The sequence below is a fragment of the Massilia sp. 01N410 genome, from assembly GCF_056399665.1.
The window spans coordinates 160,057-177,817 of sequence record NZ_JBFTRV010000007.1; the positions used below are offsets into that span (position 1 = coordinate 160,057).

Below are 17,761 nucleotides of genomic sequence, written 5' to 3' on the forward strand. Positions count from 1 at the left end.
AACACGAACATGTCCAGTATCGAAGAACTTGAAGATATCGAAGACCGCCTGCTGCTGATCATCGAGGACGACGACGCCTTCGCGCGCACCCTCGGCCGCTCCTTCGAGCGGCGCGGCTACCGGGTGCTGCACGCGCCGGGCCTGGAGGAGGCCGAGGCGCTGCTGAAGGAGCACAGCCCCGGCTATGCGGTGGTTGACCTGAAGCTGAAGGGCAACAGCTCCGGCCTGGCCTGTGTGCAGATGCTGCATGCCCATGACGACGAGATGCTGATCGTGGTCCTGACCGGCTTCGCCAGCATCGGTACCGCGGTCGAGGCGATCAAGCTTGGGGCCAGCCAGTACCTGGCCAAGCCGTCCAATACGGACGACATCGAAGCGGCCTTCGGCCACGTGGCCGGGAATACGGAGCTGGAGCTGACCAAGCGCTCGACCTCGATCAAGACCCTGGAGTGGGAGCACATTCACGCGGTGCTGGCCGAGACCGATTTCAATATCTCCGAGGCGGCCCGGCGGCTGGGGATGCACCGGCGGACGCTGGCGCGGAAGCTGGAGAAGCAGCGGGTCAAATAGTGTGTCCCGTCGTTCCCGCTTTCGCGGGAAGTCGGGTCGGGCAATGCCCGGCGCGACGAACTAGACGTTCAACACCACCGCCTTGCTATCCGCCCCTACCTTGGGCACCGCGATATCCGCACCGCGCGCCAGCTTTACCACCGTCCCCATGAAGCCGGACACGTCGAAGGCCACCTTGGCCAGCATCGGAATCGCATCCTTCACCGGCGCCATCCGCACCAGCTCCATCGGGTTCATGCCGGCCTGGGACGCCATCGCCTTGCCCTGGCGGCCCAGGTCGGCGGCCTGCAGGGCGCCGATCGCGAAATTCAGCAGGGCCTGGCCGATCAGTTTCTTTTTTTCGCCGTCCAGCGCGGCCATGCGCTTTTCCATGTCGCCGGAATCGATCAGGCGCTTGGTCTCGCTGGCTTCCGCATCGTACAGGGCGCTGTAGCGGGCCGCGCGTTCCTTCGGGTCGGCCAGCTGCGCTATCGCGGCCAGGGCGGCGCGCTTGGCGCTCAGTTGTTCTTCGCTGGCGAAGGCGGCGTTGATCGCGGTGACCGAACGGCCGGCGATCTCCGACAATTCGGCGCTCTTGCGCACGAAGCCGTCGACGTCGTAGGCGTCGGCGCCGGCCAGCGGATTCGCGCCGCCGGCCAGCATGCCGCCGATGCTGCCGGCCAGGCCGCCGAGGGCGGACAGCTGGGCGTGGGCGGCGTTCATCGAGAGCAGGCAGGCGCCTGCGGTAAGCATTGCGGCGATCCGGGAAGCGGTGCGGGTCATGGTGTCCTCGTTCATTGTCCGATATTCGGGAGCTGCGATGGCTGCACGATATCGCCCGTCGGTACGCATGACAATGCACCGGACGCCGCTTCCCCCACGCGTGGGGCCGCTTGTTGCCGGGCTCAGAGCTGGCGGATCCGCACCAGCTCCGGCCGCGCGATGCGCAGGTAATCGCCGGCGTCGAGGACCATCGAGGCATCCAGCCGGCCGGCGTTGAAGGCGATCTCGCGATAGCGTTCGAACAGATCGGGATCCGCCACCAGCTGCAGCTCGGAGTGGAAGGAGAAGGGCGGAATCGCGCCGAGGACGCAGCCGGTCATGGCGGCGATTTCCCTCGGGCTCATCAGGCTGGCGCGCCTGGCGCCGAAGTGCGCGGCGAGGGCGGCCAGGTCGAGCTGGCGGTCGGCGGCCAGCACCGCCAGCACGTGCTTCGCCGGCGCATCCGGTATCTGCAGCTTGCAGGCCATGGCCTTGGCGCCCTGGCCGACCTCCGTGCCGCGGATGCGGGCGACTTCTTCGGACTTGCCGGCGGCCGGGTGCTCGATGACCCGGTAGCCGGCCGCGCCGGCGTCGAGCAGCGCGACCAGTTTGAGGAAGACGGGCGTGGGGCCGACGCCGGGCGGTGTCGATAATTCAGTCATGCGGATGCCGTTTGAAAGAGTGGTTCGGAGGGGAGGAGCGCATCGAGTTCACGCGCCAGTTCGGCCTCGAGTTCGCGATGCGAGCCAGGCCAAGCTTGTCCAGCGCATGCAGGTAGGCGTCCGGATGCGGCTTGGGCCGCTGGCCGTCCGCGCGGGCGACGATGTGGCCGATGTGGTCGAGGGCCTTGCCGGCGCGGTGGGCGAGTTCGACGTGTTCTGCAAACGAGGCGGTCACGATGCACATCGGTACGCGCCGCGCCAGGCGCGCCAGCATCGCTTCGACGCCCTCGAAGCACAGGCCCGGCGCATCCGACAGCAGTTGCGCGTAGCAGTCGTCGCGGGCGGTGCGGACTTCCGCGATCCTTCTGTCGTCGTAGCCGCGGGCGCGCAGCACGTGCCAGGCGCCGTGGTTCTGTTCGAGGTACCAGGCCACGTATTGCGCGTGGGTGAGGGCCAGGCCGTGGGCCTCGAGGACGCGGCGGTTCGCTTCGAAGAACAGGCGCTCGGTGTCGCACAGGACGCCGTCGTTGTCCCACAGGATTGCCTTGATCATTGCCTGCTGATGTCGTTGTAGGCGGTGGCGCGCGAGATGCCCAGGTGGGTAGCGGCGATCTCCATGGCGCGCCGGATCTCGAGGAAGCCGCCGGCCTTCAGCTCGCGCATCAGCGCGCGGCGCTCGTCGGCCTTCAGGAGCTGAGGCGACGATGCCAGGCTGGCCGCGTACTGGTCGATGCGGCGCCGGATCGCCTCGGCGTTGGCCGGGTCGAGGGATTCCTGCAGCGGCGAGGCATCGGTGGCGGTGAACTGTTCGAGCGCGTTCCGCATCGAGCGGAACAGGGTCAGGTCGACGTTCAGGCAGAGGGCCGCAACGTAGCGGCCATCGGCGTCCCTGATGCCGATCGAGGTGCTCTTGGCGGGGCGGCCGTCGGCGAACTGGTTGGTGTAATTCGCCAGGATCTGCGGATAGTCCGGGTCGGCAATGCGCGCCAGGCCCAGCTCCGTGGCGGGGTCGCTGGCGGCGCGGCCGGACAGGTTGTTGTGGATGGCGAGCACGGCATGCTGGGGATCGCGCAGGTCGTGCACGACCACCTCGCAGAAGGGCGCGAAGGTCTGGGCGAGGCCGGCGGCAATCTGCCGGACCTGTTCGATCAGCGAGGCCTGGGTCTCGGATGGCTTGGGCATCTCAGGCACGGTCCGGGCCGTTGAGGTAGTTGTCCTTGACGCGCACATAATGCTCGGCCGAGTAGCGCAGGTAGGCGATCTCGGCCTCGGTCAGGGCGCGGACCTTGACGGCCGGTCGTCCAATATACAGGAATCCACTTTCCAGTATTTTGTTCGGCGCCACCAGGCTGCCGGCGCCGATCATCACATGGTCCTGCACCACCACGTCGTCCATCACGATGCTGCCCATGCCGATCAGGCATTCGTTGCCGATCCGGCAGCCGTGCAGGATCACCGAGTGGCCCACGGTGACGTAGTCGCCGATGACGAGCGGCGAGCCGTCAGGCTTCATGGTCGACCGGTGCGACACGTGGCCCATCGCGAAGTCCTGGACGTTGCTGCAGCGGCCGATCACGATGTCGTTGACGTCGCCCCGCAGCACGGTGTTGCACCATACCGAGGAATCCGCGCCGAGCCGGACATTGCCGATCACCTGGGCGGATGGGTGGACGTAGGCGCGCTCGTCGAGGGCGGGGAAGGCGTCGAGGTAGTTCGAGAGTGGCATGTCCGGGCTGGCTGGAATAAATGTCTAAGTCCGGACATTTTGCCAAATGTCGCCTTATACCGCAAGCCGGAATGAAAAACGGCAGACCGGAGTCCGCCGTTCGCAAGCTGAAACCAGCAAACCTTACCAGGTATATCCCACCTTGCCGTAGAAGAAGCGGCCATTGAAACCGTTCGGCGCCCACACGCTGTAGGGCTGGGTGCCGTTCACGTTCAGGTTGCCGCTAGCCGTCACTTGCGCCGGATAGCGGTTGGTCAGGTTGTCGATGCCCAGAGTCACGCGCCAGTTGCTGGCCACGCGCACGGAAGCCGAGACGTCCAGCACCCATTGCGGATCGTAGGTCTGGTCCAGCGCCACATTGTTCTGCGGGACGGTGAATTTTCCGTAACGCGTCACGTTGGCGTGGCCGCTCCATTGGCCGCGGGTGTAATCGCCCGCCAGGGTCAGCTTGTCCTTCGGCGAACCCACCGTGAGACGATTCACGGTCTGGCGGTCGGCCAGCACCAGGTTGGCGTTGGCCAGCACGGCCGGGGTGGCGGCCACGTGGCGGACTTCGTTGTCGTTGTGGTTGTAGGCCAGGGTGAAGTCGGCGCGCGCGCCCTGGGCCAGGTTCATGCGGTAGGTGCTGACCAGGTCCACGCCCTTGGTGCGGGTGTCGACGGCGTTGGTGAAATAGCGCGCCGCGCCGACGAAGATGCCGCGGTTCTGCAGCGCCGTGTTGAGGCCGGCGGCCGCGGCGCTGGAAAGCTGCAGGTTCGACGAGAAGATGATGCGGTCGTCGATGTCGATGCGGTAGAGGTCGACGGTGGTGGTCCAGTTGCGAATCGGCTGCCACTGGGCGCCGAAGCTCAGGTTGCGGGCGCGCTCGGGCTTCAGCGGCTGGGCGCCGAGGGCCTGGGCGGCGGCGCTGTTGACCGGGAAGGTGCCGGTTTCGATCGGCGTGTTCTGGCCGTTGATCACCAGGAAGTTGGTGGTCGTGATGGTGTAGTACTCCTGGGCCAGCGAGGGTGCGCGGAAGCCGTTCGACACCGTGCCGCGCAGCGCGAATGCCGGCGTGAAGGCGTAACGCGCCGAGGCCTTGCCCGAGGTCGTGTTGCCGAAGTCGCTGTAGCGCTCGTGGCGTACGGCCAGGGAGCCGGACAGCTTCTTGGTGATGTCGCCTTCCAGGTTCAGGTAGAGCGACTGGTTGTTGCGGCTGTTCTTGCCGGCGTTCTCGGGGCGGAAACCGGAGAAGCCCTGGGCGCCGCCGCCGAAGTAGGAATTCGGCTCGCCGGCGCCGATCTCATACGATTCGTGGCGGGCTTCAAGGCCCAGCGCCACGGTCAGCGGACCGGTCATCATTGATACCGGAATGTCGCGCGCGACGTCCAGGTTGAACAGTTCCTGGGTCGAGCTCAGTTTGCCGGCGTAGAAGCTGGTCTGCGAGGGATTCGGGAAGCCGGCGCTCAGGTTGGTGGTGTTGTCGACGTCCAGGCTGAAGCGGTTGCGGCCGTAGTTCAGGCTCGCATCCCAGCGCCAGCCTGCCAGCTCGCCGCGCAGGCCGGTCACGACCGAGGAGTCGGTCGACTTGCTGTCTTCCAGCGGCAGGAAGCCTTCCGGGTAGAGCGCCGAACGCTGCACCGGTCTGGCGGCGTTGAACGGCGTGGTGTAGGCGGTGCGCCAGGTGGCGGCCGACGAGGTCTTGCGCTCGCCGTAGTTGGCGAAGGCGTACCAGTCGATGTCGTCGTTGATGGCGTACTGGCTGTTGACGAACAGGGTGCGCGGACGGCTGTCCGGATCGCCGTAGCGCTGGGTGATGGTGCCCTGGCGCGGACCGGCCTCGGGGCGCGGGTCGGCGAAAGCGCGGTTGGTCGGGTTGCGGTTGGCGGCTTCCAGGGCTACGCGCACCCAGCCTTTGTCGCCCAGCCTGAAGCCGGTCGAGCCGCGCACCGTGGTCTGTTCGCCGTCGCCCTTGTCGTATTCGCCGTACTGGATCTCGGCATCGCCGCCGTCGGCGCCCTTCTTGAGGATGATGTTGACGACGCCGGCGATGGCGTCCGAGCCGTATTGCGCGGCGGCGCCGTCGCGCAGCACTTCGATGTGGTCGATCGCGGCCAGCGGGATGGCGTTCAGGTCGACCGGGGCCGAGCCGCGGCCCAGGGTGCCGTTGACGTTCACAACGGCCGAGGTATGCCGGCGCTTGCCGTTCACCAGCACCAGGGTCTGGTCCGGTGACAGGCCGCGCAGCTGGGCCGGGCGCACGGCGTCGCTGGCGTCGGCGCCGGTCGGGTGGGGGAAGTTCATCGACGGCAGCAGGCGCGACAGCACGGTGGCCAGCTCGCTCGAGCCGGTGCTCAAGAGTTCCTTGCTGCCGATGACGTCGACCGGCGATTCGGTCTCGAGCGTGCGGCGGTTCAGCGAGCGGGTGCCGGTGACGACCACCGATTGCATCTGGCCGCCGGCATCGGCGGCGGTGTTGCCGGTATTGGCGGCGGCGCCGTCCTGGGCGCGGGCGGCGGGCAGGGCGGAGGCGATCAGGCCCAGGGCGAGCAGGGCGCGCGCGGGGTTCGAACGGGAATATTTGACGCTCATGTTCTTCTCATTAATGTTGCACAGCACAAAGGCTGGGAGGGTGGGGAGCTTAACAGGCTGAAAATTGGCTGACCAATAACGTTTCGGATTATGCTTATACTCAGATGGGATAAGCGCCAGGTTGCATTAGGAAATCTTATGCATGGTGGGTGTGGTAAATTGTCAATTTTCCGTTTACCGAACGCCCATGTCATTTCAACGCTTTCCCCTGGCTGCCCTGAGTGCGGCCATACTGGCCGGTTGCGCCGGCATGCAGCCGGCCGGCGAACGAGTGGAATCCGCCTTCGTGATCCTCGGCGACGAGGGCATGGCGACGGCCCGCGCCATCACCACGGCGGCCAGCTGCCCGGCCATCGAGATCGACGGCAAATCCGCACCGATGGCGGTGCGCTCGCCCCTGTCGCCGGTTCCGCCGCGGCCCCAGGCCGGCGAGGCGAAGGATCGCCCTGTGGCCGTGTCGTCGCCGGTGCAGAGCTGCGAAACGCCGCTGCCGGCGGGTGCACGCAGCGTGCTGGTGGCCGGCCGCGCGCTGCCGCTGCCGGTGCCTGAACCGAAACGCATCGTGGTGATCGGCGACACCGGCTGCCGCCTGAAGGGCAAGGAGTTCCAGGACTGTAACGATCCGGAAGCCTTCCCCTTCGCCAGGGTCGCCGCCAGCGCGGCCGCCTGGAAGCCGGACCTGGTGATCCACGTCGGCGATTTTCATTACCGCGAAGATCCTTGTCCGGCCGACCGCCCGGGCTGCGCCGGCAGTCCCTTCGGCTATGGCTGGGATGCGTGGAAGGCCGACTTCTTCGCCCCGGCGACGACCCTGCTGAAGGCGGCGCCCTGGGTGGTCGCGCGCGGCAACCACGAGAACTGTGCGCGTGGCGGCCAGGGCTGGTGGCGCTTCCTCGATCCGCGCCCACTGCGCCCGGAATCGAGCTGCGACGACCCGGCCAGGGACGAGACCGGCGACTATACCGACCCCTACACCGTGCCGCTCGGCGGCGACGCCCAGCTGCTGGTGTTCGACAGCGCGAATACGAGCTATAAAGGCTTCAAGCCCGGCGACGTCCGGATCGAGAAATATTCCGACACCTACCGCAAGATCGAGGCGCTGTCGTCGAAAGCCCGCCACACCATCGCGGTCGACCACCACCCGCTGTACGGCTTCGGCGCCACCGAGGACAAGAAGACCGGCGCGATCAGCCTGTTCGGCGGCGACGCCGGCCTGATCCAGGCCTTCGGCGCCGTCCAGCCGCGGCTCTTGCCGGCCAATGTCGACGTCCTGCTGTCGGGCCACGTCCACCTGTGGGAGCAGGTCAGCTTCTCGTCCGATCATCCAACCCAGTTCGTCAGCGGCTTCGCCGGCACCGCCGAGGACATCGTGCCGCTGCCGGTCAGGGTCGCGCCGGGCACCACCCCGGCGCCGGGGGCCATCGTCGAGTCCATGAGTTCCTGGATCGACGGCTTCGGCTTCATGACCATGGAAAGGACGGGCCCGGCGCGCTGGTCGGTGGTGATCCACGACCGCGACGGCAAGGAACGGAATACCTGCAGCGTCGAGGGACGCCGTTCGCACTGTGCGCTGCCGCAGGTGCCGCGCATGGTACAACACTGAGCTTTTCTGTAATGCAAGATGTATTTGCTCAAATGTGATTGCCTGCAACACATAATTTATGTCACAATTGGAGTGTGAGCGGGGCGGTCGGCGCTGAGCCGGCCCGTCTTCGTGATCAGCGATGAGGATACTTTGTATCTCTTCAGCTCCCGGCTGGTCCGGGAGCTTTTTTTCCCTGGTTGCCCGCTCCACCGTACCGACGGAGGAGGGTATATGAACGAGTTGATTTCCGCCGCCGCCCAGCTGGCCTGGCCCCTGGCCCTGGTGGTGTCCTGGATGGCGGGCGAACTGGCGCACCGCTGGACCGGCATCCCCCGCATCAGCATCTACGGCCTGGCCGGTTTCCTTGCCGGTAACCTGGCGCTCGAAGTACAAGGTCCGATCGACCATTCTCCCTATCTGCTGTTCGCCAGCCTGGCCTTCGGCCTGGTGCTGTTCGAGCTCGGCTACCGCATCAACCTGCGCTGGCTGCGCGCCAATCCCTGGATCCTGGCGACCTCGCTGCTCGAATCCGGCCTGACCTTCATCGCCGTCTACCTGGCCTCGACCTGGTTCGGCGCGCCGCCGATCAGCTGCGGCCTGCTGGGCGCGCTGGCGATGGCGACCTCGCCGGCTGGCCTGCTGCGGGTGCTGAACGAGCAGGGCGCCGGCGGCCAGGTGAGCGAACGCGCGATGCACCTGGCGGCCCTGAACTGCGTGGCCGCCGTGTTCGTGTTCAACCTGATCGTCGGCGTCAAGGTGTTCCAGACTTCGGGCGACCTGCTGCATGCGGCCGGCTCCAGCCTGCTGGTGCTGGCGGTGTCCGGCCTGCTGGGCGCCATCGCCGGCACCCTGGTGCCGCTGTGGCTGAGGAGCGTCGGCGGCAAGGATGCCACGCTCACCTTCGCGCTGGCGGTGCTGCTGGTGGTGGCCGCCACCCACGTGCTGAAACTGTCGCCGGTGCTGGCGGCGCTGTGCTTCGGCCTCGCCGCCCGCCACCGCCGCAGCGCCCTCGGCGTCACCCAGCGCAACTTCGGCGCCCTCGGCGACATCCTGTCCGTGCTGCTGTTCGTGTTCGCGGCGTCGACCCTGACCTGGCAGAATGCCAGGGAGGGCATGGTGCTCGGCCTGCTGGTGGTGCTGGTGCGGATGGTGGTCAAGGTGGGGGTGTGCGCCGCGCTGGCCCGTCCGTCCGGGATTTCGGTTCGCAAGGGTGCGCTGTCCGGCCTGGCGCTGGCGCCGGTGGCGGTGTTCACCGTGCTGATGATCGAGCAGACCCGGCGCCTCGGCGTCGAGTTCAACTACAGCCTGGCGCCGCTGACCGCGATGGCCCTGGTGCTCCAGGTGGTCGGTCCCATCATCACCCAGCGCGCGCTGGTCTGGGCCGACGAAGCCCATCAACACAAGGAGGTTTGAATGACCTTGGGACCCTTCGCCACCTCGGAATCCCTGACCATGGGCGTGGAGCTCGAGCTCCAGCTGGTCAGCCTGTCCGACTTCGACCTGGTGCCGGCCTCGCCGGACATGCTGGACCTGCTGGCGCGCGCGCCTTTTCCGGGCAATGTCACGCCCGAGATCACGCAGAGCATGATCGAGATTAACAGCAGCGTACACAGCGGCCACGAGGGCCTGGTGGCCCAGCTGCGCGAGATCCGCGACACCCTGCTGGCGGCGGGCGACCGCCTCAACGTCGGCGTCTGCGGCGGCGGCACCCATGCCTTCCAACAATGGTCCGACCGGCGCATCTTCTCCAAGCCGCGCTTCCAGGAAGTGTCCCAGCTCTATGGCTACCTGGCCAAGCAGTTCACGGTGTTCGGCCAGCACGTGCACATCGGCTGCCGCTCCGGCGACGAAGCCATGTACCTGCTGCACGCGCTGAACCGCTATGTGCCGCACTTCATTGCGCTGTCCGGCTCATCGCCTTTCCTGCAGGGCTCCGATACCAGCTTCCAGTCGGCCCGCCTGAACTCGGTGTTCGCCTTCCCGCTGTCGGGCAGGGCGCCGTTCCTGCTGAGCTGGAACGCCTTCGCCGAGGACTATTTCGAGCGCATGGCCGGCACCGGCATCGTGAAGAGCATGAAGGATTTCTATTGGGACCTGCGGCCCAAGCCCGAGTACGGCACCATCGAGCTGCGCGTCTGCGATACGCCGCTGTCGGTCGAGCGCGCCGCCGCGCTGGCCTGCTACCTGCAGGCGCTGTGCCGCTACCTCCTGGCCGGCAACGAACCGGCGCCGCGCGAGGACGACTACCTGGTCTACAACTACAACCGCTTCCAGGCCTGCCGTTTCGGCCTCGACGGCACCCTGGTGCACCCGCAGCGCCACGAACAGATGGTGCTGCGCGACGACATCCTGGCGACCCTGAAGCGCCTGGAGCCGGATTTCGAGGCCCTCGGCTCGACCGCCGCGCTGGCCCAGCTGCGCCGCGACATCGAGATGGGCAGCGACGCCGACTACCTGCGCCGGGCCTGGCGCGAAGGCGGCAGCCGCGAAGCCGTGGTCGACGCCGCGCTGGAGCGCTTCCGCCAGCCGGAGCCGGCGCTGGTCTGATGCGGCGTCAAAGCTGCTGGGACAGCGGGACCTTGGCGCTGGCTTCGTCGGCCGCGAGCATGGCGATCAGCTTGCCGAGGTCGGCTTCCAGGCGGTCGAGGGTGGCCGGGTCGAGGCTGGACAGGGCATCGGGCAGCACGCCGGCGAAGGGCAGGGGCGCGCTGTTCAGCACCGTCTCGCCGTCCTGCGCGATGCGCAGGGCCACGCTGCGGCGGTCCATGCCTTCGCGCGCCGCCGTGACCAGGCCGCGCTCGGTCAGGCTCTTGATCAGGTTGCTGGCGGTGGACTGGTGGATGTCGAGCTCGCGGGACAGCTCGGTCACGCCGATGCCGGGGCGGCGCTGGATGACGGACAGCGCCCACAGCTGGGCGCCGCCGACGCCGGCTTCGCGCTCGACCTGTCGGAAGTGGGTTTTGACCGAGTTGAAGACGACGCGGAACTGCCGCAGCACGCGGGTCGCGGGTGCGGGATCGTTGGGGTCGGCCGGATTGGCCGAAGTTGAAGAAGAGGACATGGACGAATGATAACGGAAAATTCACAAGCAGAGCCAGCGCCGTATCGCGGCGCCACAACCCGATGAGGCCGCCACGCAGCATGCGCGAGGCGTTGCGCCAGGAGCTTGCCGACTGGCGCCTGTGGTGGGCGCGCACCGTGGTGGTCGCGGCCGCCGTGGCCGCCGGCCTGACCGTGGTCGGCTTCACCTGGCTCGCCGAAACCGCCAGCCATTATTTCGGCGCCATGCGGGCGCTGGCCTGGTGGTCGCCGCTGCTGGCCGCGCCGGCCTGCGCCGCCGCCGTGGTGTGGCTCACGCGCCGCTTCGCACCGGGTGCGGCCGGTTCCGGCATCCCGCAAGTCATGGTAACCCTGGAAAAGGAAGTCGGCGAGGGCGAGCGCGGCCTGTTCGTGTCGCTGCGCCTGAGCGTGGCGAAGATCCTGCTGACCTCGGCCGGCCTGCTGGGCGGGCTGTCGCTGGGCCGCGAAGGTCCCTCGGTGCAGATCGCCGCCGGCATCATGCTGCAGGCGCGCCGCCTGATGGGCTCGGCAGCGCCGGTCGGCATCCACGGCCTCTTGGTGGCCGGCGGCGCGGCCGGCATCGCGGCCGCCTTCAATACGCCGCTGGGCGGCGTGATGTTCGCGATCGAGGAGCTGGCGCGGGCGCCGGAACGCCGCAGCAGCGGCCTGATCATCGCGGCGATCGTGCTGGCCGGCCTGGTGGCGGTGTCGGCCCACGGCAACGGCGCCTATTTCGGCGTGATCCACGCCGCCGCCCCCGGCCTCGGGCTGCTGTTGCCCGGCCTGCTGCTGGCGGTGCTGGCCGGCATTGCCGGCGGCCTGTTCTCGCGCCTGATGATCGCTTCGCTGTCCGGGCAGTCGCCGGACTGGTTCAGCCGCCAGCGGGCGCGCCGTCCGGTCCTGTTCGCCGCCGGCTGCGGGCTGGCGGTGGCGATCATCGGTGTCGTCACCGCCGGCGCCGCCTTCGGATCCGGCTACGGCTCGACCCGCACCATGGTCGAGGGAAGCGGGGCGATGCCGGTGGCCTACGCCCTGTTCAAGTTCCTGGCGACCTGGATCACGAGCTGGTCGGGCGTGCCGGCGGGTATCTTCGCGCCCTCGCTGGCGATCGGCGCGGCGATCGGCAACGATGTCGCCCTGCTGCTGTACGGTACCCAGGCCCCGGCCCTGATCGCGCTCGGCATGGTCGGCTTCCTGTCCGCCGCCACCCAGGCGCCGCTGACCGCCTTCATCATCGTGATGGAGATGGTCGACGGTCATGCGATGGTGCTCAGCCTGATGGCCTGCGCCCTGGTGTCCTTCGTGGTGGCGCGCACGATCAGCCCGCCGCTGTACGCGACCCTGGCCGGGTTCCAGCTGGCGCGGATTCCCCTGGCGCCGGGCGAACAGCCACGCAGCCTGGAACACCACTAGGCTCGCCCCGCCGGCGCAATCCGGCATGTGCGCGACACCATCCCTGCTACCATGAACCATGTCGTCATGGATCGCGCGCATCGGCCGCGTCCGCTTGCGGCCACCCGATATCGCCGCCGTCCTGACCTTGCTGGGCGGCGTGGCGATTGCTGTTGCCCTCGCCGCCGGACTGCATGAGGCCGAGCGCGAGCGCGCCCATGCCGAGTTCCTGCAGCGCGCCGAAACCCATTACGCCGCCGTCGCCGACAGCTTCGGCGACGTGCTGGTCGTGTTGCAGGCCAGCAATGCCCTGTTCGAATCGATCGGTGCGGTCGGCAGCGACCAGTTCGGCGCCTTCATCCGTCCGTTGCTGCGCAGCCACCCCTACCTGGACGCAGTGGCCTTCCACCGCCTTGTCAACGATGGCCAGCGGGCGCAGTACGAAGCCGAGCTGGGCCGGCGCCAGCCCGGCTTCCGCATCCTCGAGCGCGGTCCGGCCGGCCTGAGCGCGGCCGGTGTGCGTTCACGTTACCTGGTGGCCGAGTACGTCGAACCGCTCAACCGCTACGAAGACGCGCTCGGCTACGACAGCCTGTCGACCGCGCCGCGCGCCCGCGCCTTCGACGACGCCGTCGACAGCGGCCAGCCGACCGCCAGTGTCCTGGTGCCGCTGCTGCGCGACCGCGCCCGACTGGGGGCGGCGCTGGTGATGCCGGTCTACCGCGGCGGCGTGATGCCGCCGAGCATAGGCGGGCGCCGCGCCAGCGTCATCGGCGATACCGCGGTGATCGTCGACGTCGCCGCCCTGGTCGGCAGGGCCTTGTCGAACGCCAACCTGCTGGGCCGCGCCGGCATGGCGGTCGAGCTGGACGGCATGGGGATGCGCGGCATGCGCACCGCCTTTCGCTGGGACCGGCTGGAACGGCGCGCGGTACCGGCCTGGCACGGCTGGCTGGGTGAGGAAATCTTTACGGTGCGCCATCCGTTCGAGCTGGCCGGCCAGCGCTGGGAACTGCGCCTGTCCGGGCGCTCGACCGAGATGCTCGGCGGCGCTGCGCCGCTGACGGTGCTCTTGCTGGGCACCTTGCTGAGCGCCGCGCTGGCGTCCTGGGTGCGCGGCCGATTCCGCCGCGCCGGCCGCGTCGAAGCGCTGGTTGTGAGCCGCACGGCCGATCTCCAAAACGCTCTCGGCCAGATGCACCTCTACCTGCGCGCGATCGAAGCCAGCGCCAATGCCATCATCCTGGTGAACGCGGCGCCGCCGGATTACCGCATCGAATACGTGAACCCCGCCTTCACCCGCATGCGCGGCTTCAGCGCTGCCGAAGCGGTCGGGCAGCGCCTGTTCGACGCCGCCGAGGCCGAACCGGACCAGGGCGCGGTGGCCGAGCTGCTGAACGCGATGCGCGAGCGCCGCGAAGCCCACGCCACCATGCGCCTGCGCTGCAAGGACGGGCGCGAACTATATGCCGACGTGTATATCGCGCCGGTTTGGGAGGGCGGCGCCGAGCCTGGCCACTTCGTCATCACCCAGTACGACGTCAGCACGGCCAAGCGCTACGAGGCCGAGCTGGAGGTGAAGGCGCGCTACGACACCCTGACCGGCCTGGCCAACCGGGTGCTGCTGCAGGACCGCATCGAAGCGGCGATCGCGCTCGCCGGGAGCGACGCCGCCGTGTGGGTTGCGGCGCTCGACCTCGACCACTTCAAGTACGTCAACGACACCCTCGGCCACGGCGCCGGCGACGAGATGCTGAAAGTGGCCGCGGCGCGCCTGCAGAAGGCGGTCGGGCGCGCCGACACGGTGGCGCGCACCGGCGGCGACGAGTTCGTGCTGGTGCTGCCCGGCCGCGCCGACGAGAGCGAGGCCGAGGCCACCATGCACGCGGTGCTGGAGGCGCTGGCCGAACCGTTGCGCCTGCACGGCCAGGAGCTGGTGATGACCGGCAGTGCCGGGCTGGCGGCCTGGCCGGCCGACGGCCACGACGCCCCCACCCTGGTCCAGCATGCCGAGGTGGCGATGTACCGCGCCAAGGACCTCGGCCGCAACGCGGTGCAGTTCTATACCCCGGCCATGAATGCGCGCGCCCGCGAGCGCATGGCCCTGGAAGGCGCCCTCCGCAGGGCCCTGCAGCAGGGCGAGTTCGAGCTCTACTACCAGCCCCAGGTCGACCTCGAAACCGGCTGGGTGGTCGGGCTGGAGGCCCTGATCCGCTGGCGCCACCCGAGCCTGGGCATGGTGAGGCCCGACCGTTTCATCCACCTGGCCGAGGAGACCGGCCTGATCGTGCCGATCGGCGCCTGGGTGCTGCGCACCGCATGCCGCCAGAGCCGCGCATGGCAGCACGCCGGCTACGGCCCGCTGCGCATCGCCGTCAACCTGTCGGCGCGGCAGTTCGCCCAGCCCGGCCTGGTGTGCGACATCGCCCGGGTGCTGGAGGAGACCGGCCTGTCGCCGCACTGCCTGGAAATCGAGCTCACCGAGAGCCTGGTGATGGAGGACGTCGAGGGCGCGATCCGCACCATGGGCGAGATCAAGGCCATGGGCGTCAAGCTCTCCATCGACGACTTCGGCACCGGCTATTCCAGCCTGTCCTACCTGCGCCGCTTTCCGGTGGACGTGCTGAAGATCGACCGTTCCTTCGTGCGCGACATCACCAGCAGCGAGGACGACGCCGCCATGGTGGCCATCATCATCGAGCTGGCGCGCGGGCTGCGCATGCGGGTGATCGCCGAAGGGGTCGAGACCGAGGCCCAGCTCGATTACCTGAAGCGGCGCGGCTGCGACGAGGTGCAGGGCCATGTGTATGCACGCGCCGCGTCGGGCGAGGACGTCGAGGCCATGTTGAAGACGGGACGGCGCGTCGAGCCGCACGACGCCACGGCCTAGCGTCCGCTATGCGGCATGCCGCACCGTCGTCAAGCCCGCCCTCGGCTATACTTGCGGCGGTCATCAGAGAAGTTTCAGGAACACCACGTGGACGATCATAACAATAACGAAGAGCAGCAGAACCAGGAACCGATGGGCTATCCGGGCCTGGAGCGGCGCCGGCCGGGAGCCGTCGCGGCGCGCGCCCGCGCCCGTTACGCGCAAGTGAAGGCCGGCCTGATGGCGCGCCCGCCGCTGCAGCGCTGGCTGCTGATCGGCCTGTGGTCGGTGCTGGCCATCATCGTGGTGTTCGCCATCTACGTGGCGCTGCTGTTCCCGCTGACGCCCGGCATCGAGGACGTCAAGCAGGCGCGCGTGGCCCAGCCCACCGTGGTGCTGTCGAGCGACGGCCGCGAGCTGGCCAGCTTCGAGCAGGGCTTGCAGGAAAAGGTGAAGCTGTCGCAGATCTCGCCGAACGTCATCACCGCCCTGATCGCCACCGAGGACCACCGCTTCTACGAACACCATGGCGTCGACTTCACCCGCATCGCCGGCGCAGTGCTGGCCAACCTGAAGGGCGACGCCCAGGGCGGCTCGACCATCACCCAGCAGCTGGCGCGCAATATGTTCCCCGAGGAGATCGGCAGCAAGCGCAACCTGAACCGCAAGCTGAAGGAACTGATCACCGCCTTCAAGATCGAGAACACCTACAGCAAGACCGAGATCCTGGAAGCCTACCTGAACACGGTGCCTTTCCTGTACAACACCTACGGCATCGAGATGGCGTCGCGCACCTATTTCGACAAGCCGGCCGCGCAGCTGAGCGAAACCGAGGCCGCGACCCTGGTCGGCATGCTGAAGGGCACCGCCTACTACAATCCGGTGACCAACCCGGAGCGCTCGAAGGCGCGCCGCAACGTGGTGCTGGCGCAGATGATGAAGGCCGGCGCCTTCGACGAGAAGCGCTACGAGCAGCTGGCGAAACGGCCGCTGAAGGTGCGCTTCACGCGCCAGCAGGAGCGCAACGGCAAGGACGACCACTTCACCGCCTATGTGCGCCGCTGGCTGGTCGAGTGGGCCGACAAGAACGACGTCAACCTGCAGCAGGACGGCCTGGTGGTGCAGACCACCCTCGACTACGACCTGCAGCAGGAAGCCCGGCGCGCGGTCGAGCGCCAGGCCGATGCCCTGCAGGCGATCGCCGACGTCGACTGGGCCCATTCCTGGCCGGTCAACTCGACCTCGGCCCAGACCTATGCCGACATGCGCGGCAACGTCACGCCCTTCGACTATTTCTGGCAGTCGCATGGCGAGCTGCTGGACGCCTTCGTGCGCGAATCCGGCGAGTACAAGCATGCGGTGGAAGGCGGCGAGGCCCCGGCCGCGGCCCTCAAGCGCCTGAAGGCCGAGCGCGACTTCATGCGCCAGCTGAAGGCCGCCAAGTCGCGCCTGGAGGCCGGCTTCGTCGCCATGGACCCGACCACCGGCGAGGTCAAGGCCTGGGTCGGCAGCCGCAACTTCCAGCGCGAGCAGTTCGACCACGTCAACCAGGCGAGCCGCCAGCCGGGTTCCACCTTCAAGCCCATCGTCTACGCGGCCGCGCTGGAACGCGGCATCACGCCCGACCATCCCTACCTGGACGCGGTGACGACCATCCGCGGCCCCAACGGCTTCACCTGGCGCCCGACCGACAACAGCGGCACCACCGGCCGCCGCCTGACCATGCGCGACGGCCTGGTGTACTCGAAGAACACCATCACGGCCCAGGTGATGCAGGACGTGGGCGTGGCGCCGATCGTCAAGCTGGCCCAGGACATGGGCGTGCGCGGCAGCAAGCTGCAGGCGGTGCCCTCGATTGCCCTCGGCACCAGCCCGGTGACCCTGCTGGAGATGGTCAGCGCCTATTCCACCATCGCGGCCCAGGGCGAATACCGGCGTCCGGTGTTCGTGCGCAGGATCACCGACCGCGACGGCAAGCTGATCGCCGACTTCGCCACCCAGACCCCGCAGCGGGTACTGTCCCAGGCATCGAGCGAGACCCTGATCGACATGATGCGCGGCGTGATCAACCGCGGCACCGGCACCGCGGTGCGCTACCGCTTCGGCATCCTGGGGGACGTCGCCGGCAAGACCGGCACCACCCAGAACAATGCCGACGGCTGGTTCATCATGATGCACCCGAACCTGGTGGCCGGCGCCTGGGTGGGCTTCAACGACAACCGCGTGACGATGCGCTCGAACTACTGGGGCCAGGGCGGCCACAGCGCGATCCTGCTGGTGGGCGACTTCTTCAAGTCCGCCCTCGACAGCGGCAAGCTGGCGGCCGACGCCCAGTTCCCGGGCTACCGCAAGCCGGAGCCGGTGGTGCGCCACGAGGAGCCTGAGGAAGACATGGAAGAGGGCGGCGACATGCAGGAAAACGGCCCGCCGGCCGACCTGCCGCAGCCGCCGGAACCGCCGGAGCAGCCGTCCGAACCGCGGCAGGACGTGGGGAACCGGTTTCCGAACGACGCCTGACGGTTTGCCCGTCGTTCCCCCAGGTTGACCTAGGGTGGGCGGAGGCCCGCCCACCCTACAGGATCGGC

General features: G+C 68.3%; 14 protein-coding genes. 7 read left to right on the forward strand and 7 right to left on the reverse strand.

What is annotated here, in order from left to right; translation table 11 throughout:
- The first annotated feature begins 9 nt into the window (after nucleotides 1–9).
- Nucleotides 10–570 carry a response regulator transcription factor gene (locus tag AC1DOP_RS11990; RefSeq protein WP_442121436.1) on the forward strand — a complete coding sequence of 187 codons (561 nt, stop codon included), beginning with the start codon at nucleotides 10–12 and terminating at the stop codon, nucleotides 568–570.
- Between the two features lie 60 nt (nucleotides 571–630).
- Here AC1DOP_RS11990 and AC1DOP_RS11995 read toward each other — a convergent pair whose 3' ends face one another.
- The 6 genes from AC1DOP_RS11995 to AC1DOP_RS12020 form a co-directional block, all read right to left on the reverse strand.
- Nucleotides 631–1,347 carry a hypothetical protein gene (locus AC1DOP_RS11995; protein WP_477251327.1) on the reverse strand — a complete coding sequence of 239 codons (717 nt, stop codon included), beginning with the start codon at nucleotides 1,345–1,347 and terminating at the stop codon, nucleotides 631–633.
- Nucleotides 1,348–1,454: 107 nt separating this feature from the next.
- Nucleotides 1,455–1,973 (reverse strand): YbaK/prolyl-tRNA synthetase associated domain-containing protein, encoded by a 519-nt coding sequence (locus AC1DOP_RS12000; protein WP_477251329.1) that lies wholly within the window; start codon nucleotides 1,971–1,973, stop codon nucleotides 1,455–1,457.
- Nucleotides 1,966–2,526, reverse strand: coding sequence for an HAD family hydrolase (locus AC1DOP_RS12005; RefSeq protein ID WP_477251331.1), 561 nt, complete (start codon nucleotides 2,524–2,526; stop codon nucleotides 1,966–1,968). Before AC1DOP_RS12005 ends, AC1DOP_RS12000 begins: the two co-directional genes overlap by 8 nt.
- Nucleotides 2,523–3,155, reverse strand: coding sequence for a helix-turn-helix transcriptional regulator (locus AC1DOP_RS12010; RefSeq protein ID WP_442121432.1), 633 nt, complete (start codon nucleotides 3,153–3,155; stop codon nucleotides 2,523–2,525). Before AC1DOP_RS12010 ends, AC1DOP_RS12005 begins: the two co-directional genes overlap by 4 nt.
- Before the next feature lies 1 nt (nucleotide 3,156).
- Nucleotides 3,157–3,699, reverse strand: coding sequence for a gamma carbonic anhydrase family protein (locus AC1DOP_RS12015; protein WP_477251334.1), 543 nt, complete (start codon nucleotides 3,697–3,699; stop codon nucleotides 3,157–3,159).
- Between the two features lie 123 nt (nucleotides 3,700–3,822).
- Complete coding sequence (locus tag AC1DOP_RS12020) at nucleotides 3,823–6,270, reverse strand: TonB-dependent receptor plug domain-containing protein (protein ID WP_477251336.1); 2,448 nt, start codon at nucleotides 6,268–6,270, stop codon at nucleotides 3,823–3,825.
- Between the two features lie 187 nt (nucleotides 6,271–6,457).
- Between AC1DOP_RS12020 and AC1DOP_RS12025 the strand changes: the two genes are divergently transcribed.
- The 3 genes from AC1DOP_RS12025 (at nucleotide 6,458) to AC1DOP_RS12035 (ending at nucleotide 10,402) form a co-directional block, all read left to right on the forward strand.
- Nucleotides 6,458–7,873 carry a metallophosphoesterase gene (locus AC1DOP_RS12025; RefSeq protein ID WP_477251338.1) on the forward strand — a complete coding sequence of 472 codons (1,416 nt, stop codon included), beginning with the start codon at nucleotides 6,458–6,460 and terminating at the stop codon, nucleotides 7,871–7,873.
- Nucleotides 7,874–8,086: 213 nt separating this feature from the next.
- Nucleotides 8,087–9,268, forward strand: coding sequence for a cation:proton antiporter (locus AC1DOP_RS12030; protein ID WP_477251340.1), 1,182 nt, complete (start codon nucleotides 8,087–8,089; stop codon nucleotides 9,266–9,268).
- Complete coding sequence (locus AC1DOP_RS12035; RefSeq protein ID WP_477251342.1) at nucleotides 9,269–10,402, forward strand: YbdK family carboxylate-amine ligase; 1,134 nt, start codon at nucleotides 9,269–9,271, stop codon at nucleotides 10,400–10,402.
- A 7-nt stretch (nucleotides 10,403–10,409) separates the two neighbouring features.
- Here the strand turns inward: AC1DOP_RS12035 and AC1DOP_RS12040 are convergent, their stop codons facing one another.
- A complete protein-coding gene (locus AC1DOP_RS12040) occupies nucleotides 10,410–10,916 on the reverse strand; it encodes a MarR family winged helix-turn-helix transcriptional regulator (protein WP_477251344.1) in 507 nt (168 codons plus the stop codon).
- An 80-nt stretch (nucleotides 10,917–10,996) separates the two neighbouring features.
- Here AC1DOP_RS12040 and AC1DOP_RS12045 point away from each other — a divergent pair, with 80 nt between their 5' ends.
- The 3 genes from AC1DOP_RS12045 (at nucleotide 10,997) to AC1DOP_RS12055 (ending at nucleotide 17,693) form a co-directional block, all read left to right on the forward strand.
- A complete protein-coding gene (locus tag AC1DOP_RS12045; protein ID WP_477251346.1) occupies nucleotides 10,997–12,328 on the forward strand; it encodes a chloride channel protein in 1,332 nt (443 codons plus the stop codon).
- Between the two features lie 58 nt (nucleotides 12,329–12,386).
- Nucleotides 12,387–15,197, forward strand: coding sequence for a bifunctional diguanylate cyclase/phosphodiesterase (locus tag AC1DOP_RS12050; RefSeq protein WP_477251348.1), 2,811 nt, complete (start codon nucleotides 12,387–12,389; stop codon nucleotides 15,195–15,197).
- Nucleotides 15,198–15,284: 87 nt separating this feature from the next.
- Complete coding sequence (locus AC1DOP_RS12055; RefSeq protein WP_477251350.1) at nucleotides 15,285–17,693, forward strand: penicillin-binding protein 1A; 2,409 nt, start codon at nucleotides 15,285–15,287, stop codon at nucleotides 17,691–17,693.
- Nucleotides 17,694–17,761 lie beyond the last annotated feature (68 nt).